We start from the raw sequence: 16,301 nt of genomic DNA, 5'->3' as shown, positions 1-16,301 counted from the left end.
ATACAGAAGGGATGCATAAATGCAAGAAGTCACCCCCTTAACTTACAAGAGGATGACTGTAGTCGATGCCTATCAATAACCTTAACCGTTAATCCAAGGAATGCTGCTCGTTTTTCTTTGCTTGGGTTTACGACGATTGGATTGACTGGATTTGCTCGTTTTGTTGGAAGATGTTTTGGCTTTCGCTTTCGTTGAGGTCCGCGGAGCCGTTCTCTTCGCCGATGTACCTACACCCGTGCTGGTGCTGTCTTCTTGTTGTGCTTCCTGGGCTTCATTAAACTGCTGGCAGCGGCCGCAGCCACAACCTGGCGCATGGTCATACATCGGTTGACCTTGTGCTCCATATAGATCCCCATCGTATGGCATCGCATAAGGATTGAACGAAGGGAATGGCACACCAGGCATACCACCAGACATTCCGTGCATTCCGTGCATTTCGTGCATCCCATGCATTTCAGGCATCCCATGCATCCCATGCTTCCCATGCATCTCATGCATTCCAGGCATACAATGCATCCCGTGCATTTCAGTCATTCCATGCATCCCATGCATCCCATGCATCCCATGCATCCCATGCATTCCGTGCATTTCAGGCATTCCAGGCATCCCATGCATTCCGTGCATTTCAGGCATTCCATAGCCTGCACCAGGATAACCTTGCGGATATACAGGCATTCCATAAGGAGTCGGATAACCGTCAAATCCGCTTGACGGAATGTTTGGCATGTAGTTGCCGAAGTGCGAAGCAGTTGTCATTTCAGGTACTTGCGGCAAATCATATAAGGAAATAGCCTCTGTCGCTGGAACTTGGAATTGAGCAAATAAATCTTCGGAATATGGTTCATAAGGCTGACCATATGGCACTGGAGTTGGCTGTCCGTGACATCCGCAATCGGTCGTCGGAGGGTATGGATAGACAGGCTGGGTCGGCCCGATGCCTGGGTACGCTGGATGTATAGGAGGAACCGTTGGCATTACGCCTGTAACGGGCGGTTGTACTGGCGGTACCGTTGGCATTACGCCTGTAACGGGCGGTTGAACCGGCGGTACCGTTGGCATTATGCCTGTAACTGGTGGTTGAACCGGCGGTACCGTTGGCATTATGCCTGTAACTGGTGGTTGAACCGGCGGTACCGTTGGCATTACGCCTGTAACGGGCGGTTGAACCGGCGGCACGTTTGGCATTACGCCTGTTACTTTTGGAATAAAGACAACCTCGCCGACTGCTAGAATGTTCGGATCTTTTAACTGTGGATTGGCTTTGATCATATCTTGAATCGGGATGCCCCAAGCTTTTGACAGTTTCCACAAGGTATCGCCTTTTTGTACTTCATGTTTATGCATCATTTCATATTCCGGTTTCACGGGTTTCGCTTCCACCGGAATTTTGATTTTCATCCCTACTTCAAGCCGATTAGGATCCTTCAAGTCTGGATTCGCATCAATCAGTTTTTGAAGAGGGATATCATATTTTGTTGCGATAGAATAAAGTGTATCCCCTTTTTTTACGATGTGAATTTTCACGCGTATGAACCTCCTACATTTTTTTGTGCAGAATATGAGCTCAACCCACCGTATTTCACTTCAAAAGTTCCATCCGTAGAACAAGAGCCCGGAACCAATTAATACATCCTATGCAAATCATAGGCATTTGACATCCCTTCGCACAAAAAAATTCCCCCTAGCTTCGACAAACGAAGAAACACTAGAGGGAACGAAAGTTCCATTGCATTTTATTCAAATACTTTTACACCAATTTATCTGCATCAAATGTATAGCTAGGATAACACCCCAGAATACGAACCTGTGAGCCAATCGCCTCAATCTCAGCAATGGCGGCAGGCAGAAGGACCGAATCCATCGAGGCCTCCACATCAATATAGAAATAATAATTGCCTAATTGCTTCTTTGTGGGTCTGGATTCAATCCGGGACAAGTTAATTCTGCGCCATGCGAAGGCAGATAATACTTGATGGAGTCCACCAGAGTAATCTTCCGGCGGTGTGATAAGAATGCTTGTCTTCACATTACTAGAAGGCTGCAACGGAGCTGATTTCGGACCGACTAATAGAAACCGAGTAAAATTATTCTGATGATCCGTTACGCGGGCTGTTAGAATATCTAAGCCGTGATTCGCAGCGCCAAGGGTTGTCCCAATGGCAACAGCGCCTTCCCCTGGATGATCCTTCACTTGTTTCACAGCTTCCGCCGTACTGCTAACATGTTCAAGGTCTGCATGCGGAATATGTTCACGAAGGAACTGACGGCATTGTGCCATCGCCACAGGATGTGACATAACTTTGTTGATTTTGCTAAAATCGATGGTCTTCTCATCCGCTAGCAACAATTCATTTCGGCGGCCAATTAAGTTCTGAATTGACGGATAGACCCATTCGGCTTGAATGGGCAAATCCACTTCATGGACTAACCAATCCATATGCAAACTCACGGAACCTTCTATTGTATTCTCAATAGGGATGACGCTGTAATCCGTCTTTCCGTCCACCGTTGATAAGAACACATCGGAAATTAATTTATGGTGCACCATCTCGACCGGCTCGCCTTGAAAGATATAATTCGCGGCTTCATGAGATACAGATCCTTCTGGCAATAAGGCTATCCGAACCATCTTACATTTCCCCTTTAATAACATCCATGAACGATTGTCCCTGTGTCGCCTGCAATACAACAGCACCTTCAGTGCAAGGAGCTAATCGCATCGTCGTAGCAGTGATTTGTTCATGCTTCAACGTTTCCAATAAGAACTGTTCCAATTGTATTTCTTTTTCGTGCTTGCGATCAACCAAAGCAATTAATGTCGGACCCGCGCCGCTAAGTGCAACACCCAGCGCACCATTATCCGTTGCTTTCTCTAAGATTTCAGTCATCCCTGGAATAAGCGAAGCACGGTATGGCTGATGCATCCGATCCTTCATCGTATGGCGAATCATTTCAAATTCCCCACTTGCAAATGCAGCCACAAGCAGTGAAGAATGGCTCACGTTAAATACGGCATCCCCCATCGTGATACTTGCTGGAAGAACATGGCGTGCCTTCTCTGTTGCCAATTGGAATTCAGGTATTGCCACAAGCGTCGTTAAATCTGCATGCGGCTCCAGTCGAATATGCCGCGCTGTTTCCCCATCCCATGTTGCAACAATAATTCCGCCATACAGCGAAGCTCCTACATTGTCAGGATGTCTCTCCAGTTCGGTTGCGAGCGTAAAGATACGTTCTTTGGACAGGATATTCCCAATCAATGCGTTCGCGGCTACCATGCCGCCAACAATGGCCGATGCGCTGCTCCCCAATCCGCGAGTCAGCGGAATATCGCTGTACATCGAGATATGCAACTCAGGAACAGATACGCCTGCATCGTCAAACACGATTTGTGCCACTTTATAGATCAGATTCCTTTTATCCGTTGGGATGCCTTGCATTTCATTGCCATAGAGTTCGATCTGCGTAACTTCCGCTCTGGACATTTCAATATAAGCATATAATTCCAACGCCATGCCCAGGGTATCGAACCCTGGACCCAAATTGGCGGTACTTGCAGGTACTTTTACGATTACTCGATCTGGAGCTGTCATCTTCCGTTCTCTCCTTCTAACTTCCGTTACCCTTCGACGCGGTATACACTCTTAATCTTACGAATGACTTCCAACTCTTCGAAATGCTTCAGAACTTTATCCATGCTTGCTTTGCTTGCGTCATGTGTAATGATAATGATTTCCGCTTCCGGGTTATCCGGATTTGGCTGTTGAAGAACGGACGCCAAGCTTACTTCATATTCTGCGAACACTTGCGTAATACGCGCTAACACGCCTGCTTTATCTTGTACGTGCAATAGAATGAAGTTTTTGTAAGCGATCTGCTCATCGTTCTTAAGTTTCTTTTCTTTGTAGGGTACGGTGCAATGTTGACCATTTACGCCAAGCTTCATATTCTTCACGACAGATACCAAATCCGCAACAACGGAAGTCGCTGTCGGCAGCTCCCCTGCGCCTGCGCCATAGAACATCGTCTCGCCAACTGCTTCACCATGAACATATACGGCGTTAAATACACCGTTGACCGATGCAATCGGATGCGATTTACGAATCATTGTTGGTTGAACGCTCAAGCTGATATGTTCGTCTTGACGTTCTGCAATCCCTAACAACTTCACTTCATAGCCAAGACGTTTCGCATATAGAATATCGTCCTTTGTCACTTGTGAGATCCCGCGTACGGATACATCCTCCAGTGCGACATTCGCACGGAAGCCTAGGGTACCCAGAATAGCCATTTTACGCGCCGCATCCAGACCCTCGACATCGGAAGTCGGATCCGATTCCGCATAACCAAGCTCTTGGGCTTCCTTCAGTACATCCGCATAGGATGCGCCCTCTTGACTCATTTTCGTGAGGATGAAATTGGTTGTGCCGTTCACAATCCCCATGATTTTCAGAATTCGATCCGATGAGAAGCTTTCGGACAATGTACGAATAATCGGAATTCCGCCCGCAACACTTGCCTCATAGAATACATCACAATGATGTTCTTGTGCTTTTGCCATAATCTCAGGACCATGCAAAGCCATTAGATCTTTGTTCGCCGTAACGACATGCTTCCCGCGCTCCAAGGCTTCAATAAGATATTCCTTGGTCGTCTCAATGCCGCCCATCACTTCAACAATCACATCGATTTCAGGGTCACGAATAATATCCCAAGCATCGTCCGTAATTTTATGGGTGGATACCGAAATATTCCGTGCTTTCTCCACATTCTTAACGAGTACTTTCTCGATCACAATGGGAGATCCAACTTGACTTTGCAGATCACTTTGATGCCCCTCTACAATACGAACAACCCCTGTACCTACCGTTCCTAAACCTAATAGACCTACCTTTATCGGTTTCATTCCTTATCCTCCTACCATGTATTTATCGCAATAAATCCTTTAACCTTGCCCGATGATTGCTGCTCGTTTCACACCTTCTTGCGCACGAAGCGCATCTAAGAGCGCTGATAAATGCTCTCCCATTCGCGAGGTTTCCACCGAAATGACGACATTCGCCATCCCTTGCAAAGGAATGGTCTGATGAATGGTTAATACATTGCCTTCCAGCCCCGCAACCAACCCTAATACTTTGGACAATATGCCTGATCGATGCTCCAAATCTACAGAGATGGTCACGATCCGTTCACGTTCCAGCTGGTTAATGTTGAATATTCCGTCTTTATATTTGTAAAAAGCGCTGCGGCTTAACCCAACCCGCTCTGCCGCTTCATTTACCGTATTGGCCGATCCGTCTGCCAGTAACTGTTTTGCCATTACTGTTTTCACAAGGGCATCGGGTAAAATATCTTCACGGACTAAATAAAAACGTTCGCTCATGCCAATGTCCTCCTATTGAAGACTACTGTTCTTCTATAGTGGACATTATATAGGATTATAGATCACGGGGCAATAGTTAAATATATTATAATAAAATCAAGCCAGCTCGTACATCAATTACCTAAACAAAAAAGCTCCCTCGGCGCCTGGCCGAAAGAGCTTCACCTTTAATAGTAGTAACTGCTGCCTTCTACAAATTCAAATTCAAAGTCACCGAGTCGAACGATGGTACCATCCACTGCTCCCCGTTTACGCAATGCTTCGTCAATCCCCATCTTCCGTAACGTACGTGCAAAACGAAGAATGGCGTCATGCGAATTCATTTGCATACGTTTCATCATGCGCTCGACGGTTGGGCTTTCTACGATGAACATCTCGTTCTCACGACGAATCGTAAATTGCTCTTCTTCTTCTTTCTCCAGTCGATAAACTTTACGTTCCTCAACTTTAGCAACTTCTTCCACGAGCGGTGCTTCTGGAATTTCCTCCAGAATCGTTATGGCCCGATACAGAAGTTCTTGTATCCCTTGTCTTGTGATGGACGAAATCGGCATGATTTCGATATCCTCGCGAACTTCGCCCACCTTCTTGCGGAATTCTTCAAGATTCGCTGCCGCATCCGGCATATCCATCTTGTTCGCTGCTACGATTTGCGGACGATCCGATAGCTTGGCATTATACAGATCCAATTCTTCATTGATCTTCACCCAGTCTTCAAAAGGATCACGACCTTCGGAACCTGCCATGTCCACGACATGGATAATGACACGTGTCCGTTCCACATGCCGCAGGAACTCATGGCCCAGACCAACACCTTCATGCGCACCTTCGATCAATCCCGGCAAATCCGCCATCACGAAGCTGCGTCCGTCTCCCACATCCACAACACCAAGATTCGGCGTGATCGTCGTGAAATGGTAGGCACCGATTTTCGGCTTCGCACCTGATACAACAGAGAGCAAGGTTGATTTACCTACGCTCGGGAATCCAACGAGACCTACATCTGCCATCACTTTCAGTTCCAGCACGATATACCGCTCTTCGCCTTCTTCACCGTTCTCTGCGATTTCCGGTGCAGGATTGTTGGCCGTTGCAAAGCGAATATTTCCGCGTCCGCCACGTCCGCCACGAGCTACGATAACCTCTTGTCCATGACGTGTCATATCGCCAATCACTTCTTCTGTATCTTCGTCAATAATGACCGTACCTGGTGGGATTCGAACAATCATATGCTCGGCATTTGCACCATGCATACTTTTATTGCGGCCTTTAATCCCACGATCTGCTTTGAAATGCCGCTGATAGCGAAAGTCCATTAACGTCCGTAAACCTTCATCGACGCGAAATACCACGTTACCTCCGCGTCCGCCGTCACCGCCTGCAGGCCCGCCTTCAGGTACATACTTTTCTCGACGAAAAGAGACGATCCCATCGCCCCCATCGCCACCTTTTACAAATATTCTGGCCTTATCTACAAACATCGTTTCACCTCGTTAGGCTGTACAAGACACATACATGTGAAGTGATCCAGGAACCTGCTCCTGTTCCACTCGTACGAACTGGCCCTGTAAAGCCGATTTCACCTTGCTGCTCCAATCACTGTCCGATCGAATCTCCCCTTCGTAATGGAAGCGAACGCACAGCTCTTGTTGGTAATTCTCAAATGCAATATATAAAACTTGTGGTTCCCCTAATCCTTGCTCTGCATGTTCGACATACGTCCAGACCATATCCTGCACCTGCGCGGAAAGTGTCTCAAGCGGAATGGCTAGAGGAAGCTCTGCTAAATTCAGCTCGTCCACAATGTTGATATCTAATTGAATTTCATTACAAACGGTACGAAAGGATTGGAAGAACATCACTAATGAGGGGATGCCGAGCTTCGCAATTTTACTCTCCGCAAACATGCGATCTCTTATTCTTTCCACACTATTCACTAATTTATCATGCTTCTTCAATTGAATATAACCCGAAATAATCTGCAGATCATTCATCCAATCATGACGATGGTGGTTCAGTATACGAATAGCCTTTAATTGTTCGGTCTGTAGAATAGCGGTCCGACTAGTACGAATACTCCATTCTGTTACACAGCCTACAGCGATGATCCAAAGTACCAATAACGCGATCATCCAAGCCCAAATCTGCTGGAATAAGATTACGATCAGCAAAGGAATAACCAAAGAACTCATCGCCGCTATTCGCAGCGTTCTCCCATATTTCACCGTCTCCCACATTCCTCTTCCACAAATTAGAAAGCGACATACTATCCAAGTATAGCATGTTCAACGAACCTAAGAAAACCCCACAAAGTGGGGACTTGACTTCGAAGCTGATTCAGGTACTTTGCGGGGGGCCCTGGAAATTATAAATTCTAATAGATTAAAAAAGCCCCCGGCTTGCGCCGAGGGCTCTTATACCGAATTAAACTTCGAGTGCTGCTGCTACTGGAGCTGCATCAACTGGGTAGACGCTCACTTTTTTGCGATCGCGACCCCAACGTTCGAATTTAACAACACCTTCCACTTTCGCGAAAAGAGTATCGTCTTTACCAATTCCAACGTTGTTACCTGGGTGAATTTTTGTTCCGCGTTGGCGAACCAAAATGCTTCCTCCAGTAACGAATTGACCGTCAGCACGTTTTGTACCAAGACGTTTGGACTCACTGTCACGTCCGTTCTTTGTGGAACCTACACCTTTTTTCGATGCGAATAATTGAAGATTCAACTTTAACATGTTGTCTACCTCCTTCTTTAATTATTTGTCGTGTATTTCTATATACGTTCCGTATGACTCTGCGATTGTTTGTAACATGACAATCATCGATTCCAGCAGTAATTGTACTTGAGCAAATGTATCAGGAGATTTCACAGAAGTTAACCTTCCGCTCAAAAATCCATTCTTCATCTTGCTATCGAGCACAACACCTGTTAAAGCTTCAATCGAATTTACCGTCCCTACGGTCACAGCGGATACGCCTGCACAGACAATATCTTCACCGTGTTTCGCATAGTTCGCGTGTCCATCAATCGAGAAGCTCTCTATTGAACGGTCACTCGGGTTGCGCATAATCTTGACGCGTATCATACCGCACCTTCTTATGCTTGGATTTTTCCGATTGTTACTTTTGTGTAAGGTTGACGATGACCTTGTTTTTTGTGGTAGTTCTTTTTAGCCTTGTATTTGTAGACTGTAATTTTTTGACCTTTTACGTGAGCTTCTACTTTCGCAGAAACAGACGCACCAGCAACTACAGGAGTTCCTGTTACCAAGCCCTCACCTTTAGATACTGCCAATACGCGATCAAAAGTTACGTTCTCACCTTCACCGGCATTCAATTTCTCAATGAACAATACGTCGCCTTCTTGCACTTTGTATTGTTTACCACCTGTTTCGATAATTGCGTACATTTGTTGCACCTCCTCATGTCTCAGACTCGCCCGAATTAGGTGACTTCACATGTCTCTTAACGAAACATGGTTCGTTCTTCATACCCGATCAGTGCGGTTACAGCATGTGTCGCAATAAATACGAAACACATACTCAAGCATATTAACACATTTACCTACATAAATCAACGATCGTTCTACAAATACATGTATATTTTATCGTTTCGTAAATACCGTACCCGTACCTTTGCATGTGTTGCATGGTTCAAGGAACGAATTCAGCGCATGGTCACGAACTTTCTTACGCGTCATTTCTAATAGACCTAACTTGGTCCACCCCAGGATCAGATGCTTTGTTCGGTCATTTTTCATCCATTGTTCCAGCATGTCCAGAATATCTTGGCGATGCCGTTCCACATTCATATCGATAAAATCAATAATTATAATACCGCCGATATCACGAAGTCGAAGCAACCGGGCAATTTCTTTGGCGGCCTGGATATTCGTCTCGTATACCGTCTCTTCCAATGTATTCGAGCCTATGAATTTCCCCGTATTCACATCAATCACGGTCAAGGCTTCTGTGTGATCGAAGACCAGGTAGCCTCCATTCTCAAGCCAAATCTTGTGTTGATAGGCACGGTCTAGCTCCTCTTTGATACGATAATGCTGGAAAATAGGTTCATTGCCCTTATAAATCTGAACTCGACTCGACCATTCTGGCGAAACTTGGGTTAGAAATGATGCCACTTGCTCTCCTTGAACTGGATCATCAATAATGACCCGTTCGGTATGCGAGGTGAACATATCACGAACCAGCCGTTCGATAATATTCAAATCTTGATGGAGTTGTACTGGAGCTGTCGATACAGCTGCGCGTTGTTCAATTTGAATCCATAAAGCACGCAGAAGTTGAAGATCGGATTGAATCGCTTCTTTGCTCTCCCCTTCAGCCACCGTCCGTAGAATTATGCCTTCGCCCGACAGACGTGCATGATCACCGATGTGTTTCAATCGAAGACGTTCTGCTTCCAATTCAATTTTTTTCGAAACACCAATATAATCGGCATGAGGCATATACACGAGCCACCGCCCTGGCAAGGAATAGTGCGTCGTAACACGAGCACCTTTACCGCCTAGAGGCTCCTTCATCACTTGCACGACAATTTCTTGTCCTACTTGCAGCAGTTCTGAAATGGAAGGTTTAATCTTGGGCTGTTTCTCCAAATGCGGGTGCAGCACATCGTCAACGTATAGAAATGCATTCTTTTTTAACCCGATATCTACGAAAGCCGCTTGCATCCCAGGAAGGACGTTGACGACCCGACCCTTGTACAAATTACCAACTAGCTGTCTGCCTTGCGAATTCTCACTTGTAAATTCAACGAGCTGATCTTGCTCCACCAACGCCATTTGTGTGATCTCTTGTTCGCAATGAACAATGATCTTCTTCATGGGATCACCCCTGTCCATAGCGCTTTTTAATCTATTTTACCATGAAATTCGCAAAATAAGAATCAACCAACCGCTGTTCAGGCAGGACGGCGACAATTTTACCGCGGTCATTCAACACGTAAATTAGATGATACTTGCTCTTCATAAATAGACGTACAACCCCTCCTAAAGGTTGCTCTGAGCCAACAATTATCGGAAAAGCTAACGAACCTTGCTGCATGCGGCTTAATGAGAACCGCTCCCGATGCGTCATGAATCGGACAAAACGGTACGGAACATTCCGATAGTCCGTCCAATTCGCGTATACCAGAAATAATCCGATCACAAGTAAATTCAACTGGATTTGTTGTTGCCAATAGAGCGGTATGACAGCGTAGACCACCATCGCACAGCTAAAAGCAATACTGATGCGCCCACACCATATCAGCGTACGATGGTATGGGATAAACAGGCTGCAGAGAGCTTGAACAATTCGTCCGCCATCCAGCGGCAATACAGGCATCATATTAAACAAAGCGATCATGAGGTTCGCCTGAATGAAATAATTCGTCCATTCTGAATTCCACCAGCCTACCTGATGAGCACCATAAGCGGCGGCCATCATGATGACATTCTGCAATGGGCCCGCGATCGCAACCAACAGCTCTTCATGCACAGGTGCTGCACCGCTCTCATCTGTAACGGCTACGCCTCCAAAGGGAAGGAGTTTGATCTCTTGTACCTTCCATCCAAAATATGCTGCCGCCGCAGCGTGTCCGAGCTCATGGATCAGGACGATACCGAATAGGGTGATCATTTCTAGGAAGTGCCCTGTCAATAATGACGCAAGCATGACCATAATAAAAAGCGGATGTAAAGAAAATGTGGTCCCGCCCCATTTAATCAAATGAAATCACTTCCGTCGGATCGATATACTGATTTCCTTTCTTTATTGCAAAATAGAGTTGGCTTGTCGGCTCATCAGCTGTAGCAGATAATACGCCTACTTGTTGGCCACCCTGTACCCAATCATTTTGTTTGACCATAACTTCTTCGAGTCCTGAATAGACAGATACCGTCTGATTCGCATGCTGAATGGTGACTGATATACCTTCCTTCGATGTCTGACTTACTTCCTTAATCTGACCGGCTTCCATCGACTTGATGACCACTTGGGTCCCCGCTTCCGTCTTCGCAGCAATGCGAACTCCTTTGCTGTCTTCCGTAAAGGGGGCAACTATTGTGCCATTCACAGGAACATACAATATATTAGAGGTGTTCACTTTGGTGGCAGACGCATCGGAATTGCCGAAGATCGGAATGAACGACGGTGCTCCATGAAATGTCTCCTCGTACCACACCGCTACGGCCCCGAAATTCATTTCTTCGCTAAGCGCTTGGGCAATAAATCCTCTTGCTTTTTCCGTCCATGGTGTGCTGACCTGGAAGATCCCCCACACAGCTCCAAATAGCAGGGCTGATACCAGCACTTTTACCTTTAGAGATTGAACCCATGACCCTGATGACGGCCAATTCGGCATATCTGATTCCGATGACTTCGGCGGATCACTTGCAAGCTGTGTACGCCAGATGCGCTGCTGCTCTTTCCAAGCAAGCTCCGGATCTTCTTCGGCTCCTGAAGGAATGAGTGAGCTGGTCATAGGAACCGGACGTATGAGCTCTTGATGGATAGGTGCCACGACGATCGGACTAAAATCACTCGATTCTATAGGAGATTCTTGCCTTTCTACCGATGAATGCTCTTCTATCAGCTCTCTCATTCGGGCTTGTCTCCGCTTACGTACATTATCTTTAATTTGCATGGGTCTTCCCCCTTTAATCGTTGCACTCTTTGTACCATAACTATGACAAGCCCCGCATGATTATGTACAAGCAACGCACAAAATAACCCCACAAAGTGAGGACTTGGCTTCGAAGCTGATTCAGGTACTTTGCGGGGGCCCCGGAAATCAGACAAAAAAAGCCAACGCTTAAGCGTTGGCTCAATCTTCAAGCTCATATTTTTCTTGATATACCTTTACACTCAGAACGATCCCGATGGACAACATATTAAGTATCAACGAAGTTCCGCCATAACTGATGAAGGGCAATGTGATCCCTGTGATCGGCATAATGCCAATCATCATCCCAATGTTCTCAAAAATTTGGAAAACGAACATGGATACAACACCAATAATGATATAGGATCCCCGCTGATCATAACACTGAAAGGCGATAACGATCATCCTGTAGATTAATAGGAAATACAGCAACAGTAATACAGAAGCTCCCTGAAAGCCAAATTCTTCGCCAATGACGACAAAGATGGAGTCCGAGTAAGGATAAGGGATGAACTTCTTCTGCACGGACTCGGATTGCATGTATCCTTCACCGGATAGTCCCCCAGAACCGATCGCAATCATCGCATTCTTCGATTGATGCTTCTCGTCTTCTGTCGCGGAATCCGGATTCATAAACGTGTTAATCCGTTGGTACCAGTGACCTATCTTCTGCTCCTCCATATACACCTTAATATCTTGATTAAAGGTATTGAACAAGAAGACAAATAAAAATACGGCCGCAAGTACACTCGATAAACCAATGAACACATGCGTAAACTTTACATTACCAATCCAGTACATCCCAAGCAAAATGACGACGTAAATGATCGCATTCCCCAAATCGGGCTGCACACCAACCAGTAGAAAAGGAATAAACGTAAGCAAACCGATCGGTAGTACGTCTCTGCGGAACCTTAGTGGATCTCCGCCTCTTCTGCCCATGAGATAAGCCACCATAATAATAATCGCGAGCTTCATGAACTCTGCCGGTTGGAATTGGAGCCCGCCCGGAAGCTTGAACCACCCAACTGCACCATTGATCTTCGCGCCCAGGAAGAACACCGCGACAAGTAAGCCAATACCTAATCCATAGAAATAGATCCAAAATCTTAAGAGAAGTCGATAGTCAATCAGCGAGATCCCCAACATAACGACAAATCCGCCTACATAGAAGTACATCATCTTCAAATGAGAACCTTCGAACTTCGGATCGCTAAATGTCGCACTCTTAATGACGAAGATACTGATGAACATAAAGATGATCAAGATGATGACAATCGGCCAGTCTATTTTTTTAAATTTGTTAAGCAACTACATCAGCCCATTCCAAGAAACTTCTTCACTCGTTTAAACATCCCTGGCTTCTGATCCATCAACATGAGTGGTACGGTATCCCCCAGAATACGACGAGCAATATTGCGGTACGCAATTGCTGCTTTGGAATCTGGATTCATGACCGTAGGCTCACCACTATTGGCTGCCTTAATAACATGCTCATCGTCTGGCACGATGCCAATCAGATCAATCGCTAGAACTTGAATGATCTCATCGATATCCAACATTTCTCCAGACTTGACCATGTTCGGACGAATCCGATTAATGACAAGTCGCGGAGATTCGATATGAGAACTACCCAGCAGCCCGATAATGCGATCGGCATCACGAACCGCTGCATTCTCAGGCGTTGTTACCACAATCGCCCGATCTGCTCCAGCAATGGCATTCTTGAATCCTTGCTCGATTCCAGCGGGGCAATCGATAATGACATATTCAAATTCTTTCTTTAACTCAAGAATAATATCTTTTACCTGCTCTGGCGAAATCGCATTTTTATCCTTTGTTTGTGCCGCTGGCAGCATGTATAACTCTTCGAATCGCTTATCTTTCACCAAGGCTTGATTCAATCTGCAACGGCCATCGGCCACATCGCATAAATCATAAATAATGCGGTTCTCAAGTCCCATAACAACATCAAGGTTACGAAGACCGATATCCGTATCGACCATGCACACTTTACGACCAAGTAACGCGAGAGCAGTTCCTAAATTTGCAGAAGTTGTTGTTTTTCCAACTCCGCCTTTCCCTGATGTAATGACGATTGCCTCTCCCATGCGGACTACACTCCTTTGTAAATATGGGTATCTTTACGAAAACGCGATATATTCGAAATCTTATCGATCTGCATTTGACCTTCTTGAAGATAGGCAAATTCCATATTCGACTCTTTAATCTCCCATTCATCCGGCGGGCGGCTGATAACATCAGCAATTCGTAACTGTGTAGGCGAGAAATAAGAAGCAGAGATAATGGCGTTTTCGTTTCCTTCAAAACCAGCGTGAGCCATGCCACGCAACGATCCCATAATATAAATATCCCCCGTGCAATGGATGATTCCCCCCGGATTAACATCCCCTAGAAACAGAAGATTTCCGACATGGTGCAGTACTTGTCCAGAACGCACCACCCCGGTCATAATCTTCATTTCATTCTCATTGGAAGTGTCCGCTTCCGGCTCATCCGATTCAATCGAACGGATCAATAAATTACCTTTTTGCTTCAGAATCTGAAGAATTTCTTCCTTCTGCTCATCCGACGCCGATCTAGCTCCAAGCTTAATGTCAACATGCATGATCGGTCCAGTCAAAATATTCTGGTGCGTGTGCTCCAATTTATATTGCAAGTCCTGTATTAACGCTGTGAATTCACATTGGTCATCCAGCAGGAACACAAGGCCGTCTTTTATTCCTTTGATTGTCACAAGATGTTGTTTAGTCGTTCCCATATATGCCTGTCCCTCCTACCTATTCAATTCGTGCTAGGGTTAGGAAGTTCCTGCTTGGCGGCGAAATTGTGAAGCAGATTTCCTGCGCGGCTAATCTTCATCGTGCTTTCGAAATCCGATGTCTAACGTTCTGCGAACAGGAACATATACAAGCAGTGCAAAGGCTAACTGTAAGAACACGCTTGGTATAATGTGATAGAAGAGTGCCCAATCATAGGACATATGGTTAACGCGGAACATCGTATAGATCAAATAGGTCGTCGAGTCAAAGAGCCAGCTGCCCAGCACAACGATAAGCATCATCCAGCCAATCCCAAGCCGCTTGTCTCCGAATACTTTCCCGATCAAATACCCGCATAACCCCATGCTAAAGGAATAGACCCCAATCATATTTCCATAATGAATGACATCATGCAATAAACCGAATACGAGCCCCATCACAAGCGCTAAATATCTACTCGTATAGACGCCATAGAATAATACAATAACAAACACAAAATGAGGGATGATTCTTAGCTTCCAATCCCCAGGAATAATCCAAGGCATCACCGTTCCCTCAATCATCAACAGTAAAATCATTACGACGATCATCCATCTGCGCTTCATCTACGATCCTCCATTACATCGGCACAACAACGAAGAGTTCTTTCCAATTATCGAAATTCACCGCTGGCTTAATCGTTGCCGTATGCGTTAGACCAAAGTCTCCAACTTGCGTAGATAGAACCGTCCCGATGACAATACCGCGTGGAAATGCTTCACCGATTCCTGAGGAAATGATCGTATCTCCGACAGCTAGCGGGTCATTTTCATCAATTTTCGTCATGAGGTAGGTACCCTCTTGAGCATTATAGCTTTCAATCAAGCCAAAAGATTTATTTTCCTTCCCGATTGCGGTCGCCGCAATCGCGTTCGAGTTCGGATTCCGCTCATCAAGGCCTGTCAGCAGCTGTACGGTACTCGTCAGCGGTGACACTTGGCTGATTACGCCAACCATGCCATCAACTGAAGTTACAGCTTGATTCTTCTTCACGCCGTTTTTCTCTCCGATATTAATCGTGATTGTATAGTTGTACGGGTCTTGATTAACGGAAACCACTTGCGCGATTTTGTAATCGTACTTATACATTTTCTTCTGCTGCTCCGTAAAATTCAGAGCCTTTTGTAATCTCTCGTTCTCTGCTGCAATGAAATTATAATTGGCTTTATCCCGAATATAGTGCGATACGGCAATCTTGAGCTGCTCATTCTCTTCATAGATATGATTCAAGTTGCTAATATCTTCAAACAAGCCCGCTATAAAGCCAGCGGGCTTGTAGATCATATTTTGAGCGAACCCAAACGTATCGTTTAACATTTTCTCAGGCCATGAAAGGTTCTCTCTTTTACTTAGTGTAAAACCAAGCAATGAAATGAACAAAATCATCCCGAGCAATAAGATGAACAATCGTTTATTCCCCAATAATTTAAAC

18 protein-coding genes and 1 other annotated feature are annotated in these 16,301 nt (G+C 45.5%); all 18 genes read right to left on the bottom strand.

Annotated elements, in window-relative coordinates; genetic code table 11:
- Positions 1-81 precede the first annotated feature (81 nt).
- Positions 82-1,524, bottom strand: a complete 1,443-nt coding sequence (locus tag BVG16_RS06440; protein WP_078497710.1) for a LysM peptidoglycan-binding domain-containing protein — start codon at positions 1,522-1,524, stop codon at positions 82-84.
- A gap of 223 nt (positions 1,525-1,747) precedes the next feature.
- A complete protein-coding gene (gene pheA, locus BVG16_RS06435; protein ID WP_078497709.1) occupies positions 1,748-2,629 on the bottom strand; it encodes a prephenate dehydratase in 882 nt (293 codons plus the stop codon).
- Between the two features lies 1 nt (position 2,630).
- Complete coding sequence (gene thrB / locus BVG16_RS06430; RefSeq protein WP_078497708.1) at positions 2,631-3,593, bottom strand: homoserine kinase; 963 nt, start codon at positions 3,591-3,593, stop codon at positions 2,631-2,633.
- Between the two features lie 26 nt (positions 3,594-3,619).
- On the bottom strand, positions 3,620-4,906 hold the full coding sequence (locus tag BVG16_RS06425; protein WP_078497707.1) for a homoserine dehydrogenase: 1,287 nt from the start codon (positions 4,904-4,906) through the stop codon (positions 3,620-3,622).
- Between the two features lie 39 nt (positions 4,907-4,945).
- Positions 4,946-5,383: an ACT domain-containing protein gene (locus tag BVG16_RS06420; RefSeq protein WP_078497706.1), complete on the bottom strand. Its 438-nt coding sequence runs from the start codon at positions 5,381-5,383 to the stop codon at positions 4,946-4,948.
- 167 nt (positions 5,384-5,550) lie between these two features.
- Positions 5,551-6,864, bottom strand: a complete 1,314-nt coding sequence (gene obgE / locus BVG16_RS06415; RefSeq protein ID WP_078497705.1) for a GTPase ObgE — start codon at positions 6,862-6,864, stop codon at positions 5,551-5,553.
- A 12-nt stretch (positions 6,865-6,876) separates the two neighbouring features.
- A complete protein-coding gene (locus BVG16_RS06410; RefSeq protein WP_233146906.1) occupies positions 6,877-7,608 on the bottom strand; it encodes a Spo0B domain-containing protein in 732 nt (243 codons plus the stop codon).
- Positions 7,609-7,807: 199 nt separating this feature from the next.
- Positions 7,808-8,119, bottom strand: coding sequence for a 50S ribosomal protein L27 (gene rpmA / locus BVG16_RS06405; protein ID WP_018757042.1), 312 nt, complete (start codon positions 8,117-8,119; stop codon positions 7,808-7,810).
- A gap of 21 nt (positions 8,120-8,140) precedes the next feature.
- Entirely contained in the window at positions 8,141-8,470 is a 330-nt protein-coding gene (locus tag BVG16_RS06400) for a ribosomal-processing cysteine protease Prp (RefSeq protein ID WP_078497704.1), read from the bottom strand.
- Positions 8,471-8,481: 11 nt separating this feature from the next.
- A complete protein-coding gene (gene rplU / locus BVG16_RS06395; protein WP_078497703.1) occupies positions 8,482-8,793 on the bottom strand; it encodes a 50S ribosomal protein L21 in 312 nt (103 codons plus the stop codon).
- A 12-nt stretch (positions 8,794-8,805) separates the two neighbouring features.
- Positions 8,806-8,902 (bottom strand) — a sequence feature (ribosomal protein L21 leader region).
- Positions 8,903-8,988: 86 nt separating this feature from the next.
- Positions 8,989-10,227: an Rne/Rng family ribonuclease gene (locus BVG16_RS06390; protein WP_198957426.1), complete on the bottom strand. Its 1,239-nt coding sequence runs from the start codon at positions 10,225-10,227 to the stop codon at positions 8,989-8,991.
- A gap of 31 nt (positions 10,228-10,258) precedes the next feature.
- Positions 10,259-11,113 (bottom strand): M50 family metallopeptidase, encoded by an 855-nt coding sequence (locus tag BVG16_RS06385; RefSeq protein ID WP_078497702.1) that lies wholly within the window; start codon positions 11,111-11,113, stop codon positions 10,259-10,261.
- Positions 11,106-12,029: a M23 family metallopeptidase gene (locus BVG16_RS06380; RefSeq protein WP_078497701.1), complete on the bottom strand. Its 924-nt coding sequence runs from the start codon at positions 12,027-12,029 to the stop codon at positions 11,106-11,108. The genes BVG16_RS06385 and BVG16_RS06380 overlap by 8 nt, the downstream gene beginning before the upstream one ends.
- A 180-nt stretch (positions 12,030-12,209) precedes the next feature.
- Positions 12,210-13,358, bottom strand: coding sequence for an FtsW/RodA/SpoVE family cell cycle protein (locus BVG16_RS06375; RefSeq protein WP_078497700.1), 1,149 nt, complete (start codon positions 13,356-13,358; stop codon positions 12,210-12,212).
- 5 nt (positions 13,359-13,363) lie between these two features.
- A complete protein-coding gene (gene minD / locus BVG16_RS06370; protein WP_078497699.1) occupies positions 13,364-14,158 on the bottom strand; it encodes a septum site-determining protein MinD in 795 nt (264 codons plus the stop codon).
- A 5-nt stretch (positions 14,159-14,163) separates the two neighbouring features.
- Complete coding sequence (gene minC / locus BVG16_RS06365; RefSeq protein ID WP_078497698.1) at positions 14,164-14,829, bottom strand: septum site-determining protein MinC; 666 nt, start codon at positions 14,827-14,829, stop codon at positions 14,164-14,166.
- A gap of 90 nt (positions 14,830-14,919) precedes the next feature.
- Positions 14,920-15,435, bottom strand: coding sequence for a rod shape-determining protein MreD (mreD, locus tag BVG16_RS06360; RefSeq protein ID WP_078497697.1), 516 nt, complete (start codon positions 15,433-15,435; stop codon positions 14,920-14,922).
- A 13-nt stretch (positions 15,436-15,448) separates the two neighbouring features.
- The gene (gene mreC / locus BVG16_RS06355) at positions 15,449-16,276 is read right to left on the bottom strand and encodes a rod shape-determining protein MreC (RefSeq protein ID WP_233146905.1); all 828 of its coding nucleotides are present in this window, start codon (positions 16,274-16,276) and stop codon (positions 15,449-15,451) included.
- Positions 16,277-16,301: the final 25 nt, after the last annotated feature.

Origin of the sequence: Paenibacillus selenitireducens (assembly GCF_002021565.1) — a bacterium.
In the GTDB taxonomy this organism is placed as follows: Bacteria; Bacillota; Bacilli; order Paenibacillales; family Paenibacillaceae; genus Paenibacillus_K; species Paenibacillus_K selenitireducens.
This window is presented reverse-complemented; position numbering and strand designations above follow the sequence as displayed.

Coding starts and splice junctions, on each gene's coding strand:
- pheA (WP_078497709.1), bottom strand. CDS start 2,629: ATGGTTCGGATAGCCTTATTGCCAGAAGGATCTGTATCTCATGAAGCC.
- thrB (WP_078497708.1), bottom strand. CDS start 3,593: ATGACAGCTCCAGATCGAGTAATCGTAAAAGTACCTGCAAGTACCGCC.
- BVG16_RS06425 (WP_078497707.1), bottom strand. CDS start 4,906: ATGAAACCGATAAAGGTAGGTCTATTAGGTTTAGGAACGGTAGGTACA.
- BVG16_RS06420 (WP_078497706.1), bottom strand. CDS start 5,383: ATGAGCGAACGTTTTTATTTAGTCCGTGAAGATATTTTACCCGATGCC.
- obgE (WP_078497705.1), bottom strand. CDS start 6,864: ATGTTTGTAGATAAGGCCAGAATATTTGTAAAAGGTGGCGATGGGGGC.
- rpmA (WP_018757042.1), bottom strand. CDS start 8,119: ATGTTAAAGTTGAATCTTCAATTATTCGCATCGAAAAAAGGTGTAGGT.
- BVG16_RS06400 (WP_078497704.1), bottom strand. CDS start 8,470: ATGATACGCGTCAAGATTATGCGCAACCCGAGTGACCGTTCAATAGAG.
- rplU (WP_078497703.1), bottom strand. CDS start 8,793: ATGTACGCAATTATCGAAACAGGTGGTAAACAATACAAAGTGCAAGAA.
- BVG16_RS06390 (WP_198957426.1), bottom strand. CDS start 10,227: ATGAAGAAGATCATTGTTCATTGCGAACAAGAGATCACACAAATGGCG.
- BVG16_RS06380 (WP_078497701.1), bottom strand. CDS start 12,029: ATGCAAATTAAAGATAATGTACGTAAGCGGAGACAAGCCCGAATGAGA.
- minD (WP_078497699.1), bottom strand. CDS start 14,158: ATGGGAGAGGCAATCGTCATTACATCAGGGAAAGGCGGAGTTGGAAAA.
- minC (WP_078497698.1), bottom strand. CDS start 14,829: ATGGGAACGACTAAACAACATCTTGTGACAATCAAAGGAATAAAAGAC.
- mreD (WP_078497697.1), bottom strand. CDS start 15,435: ATGAAGCGCAGATGGATGATCGTCGTAATGATTTTACTGTTGATGATT.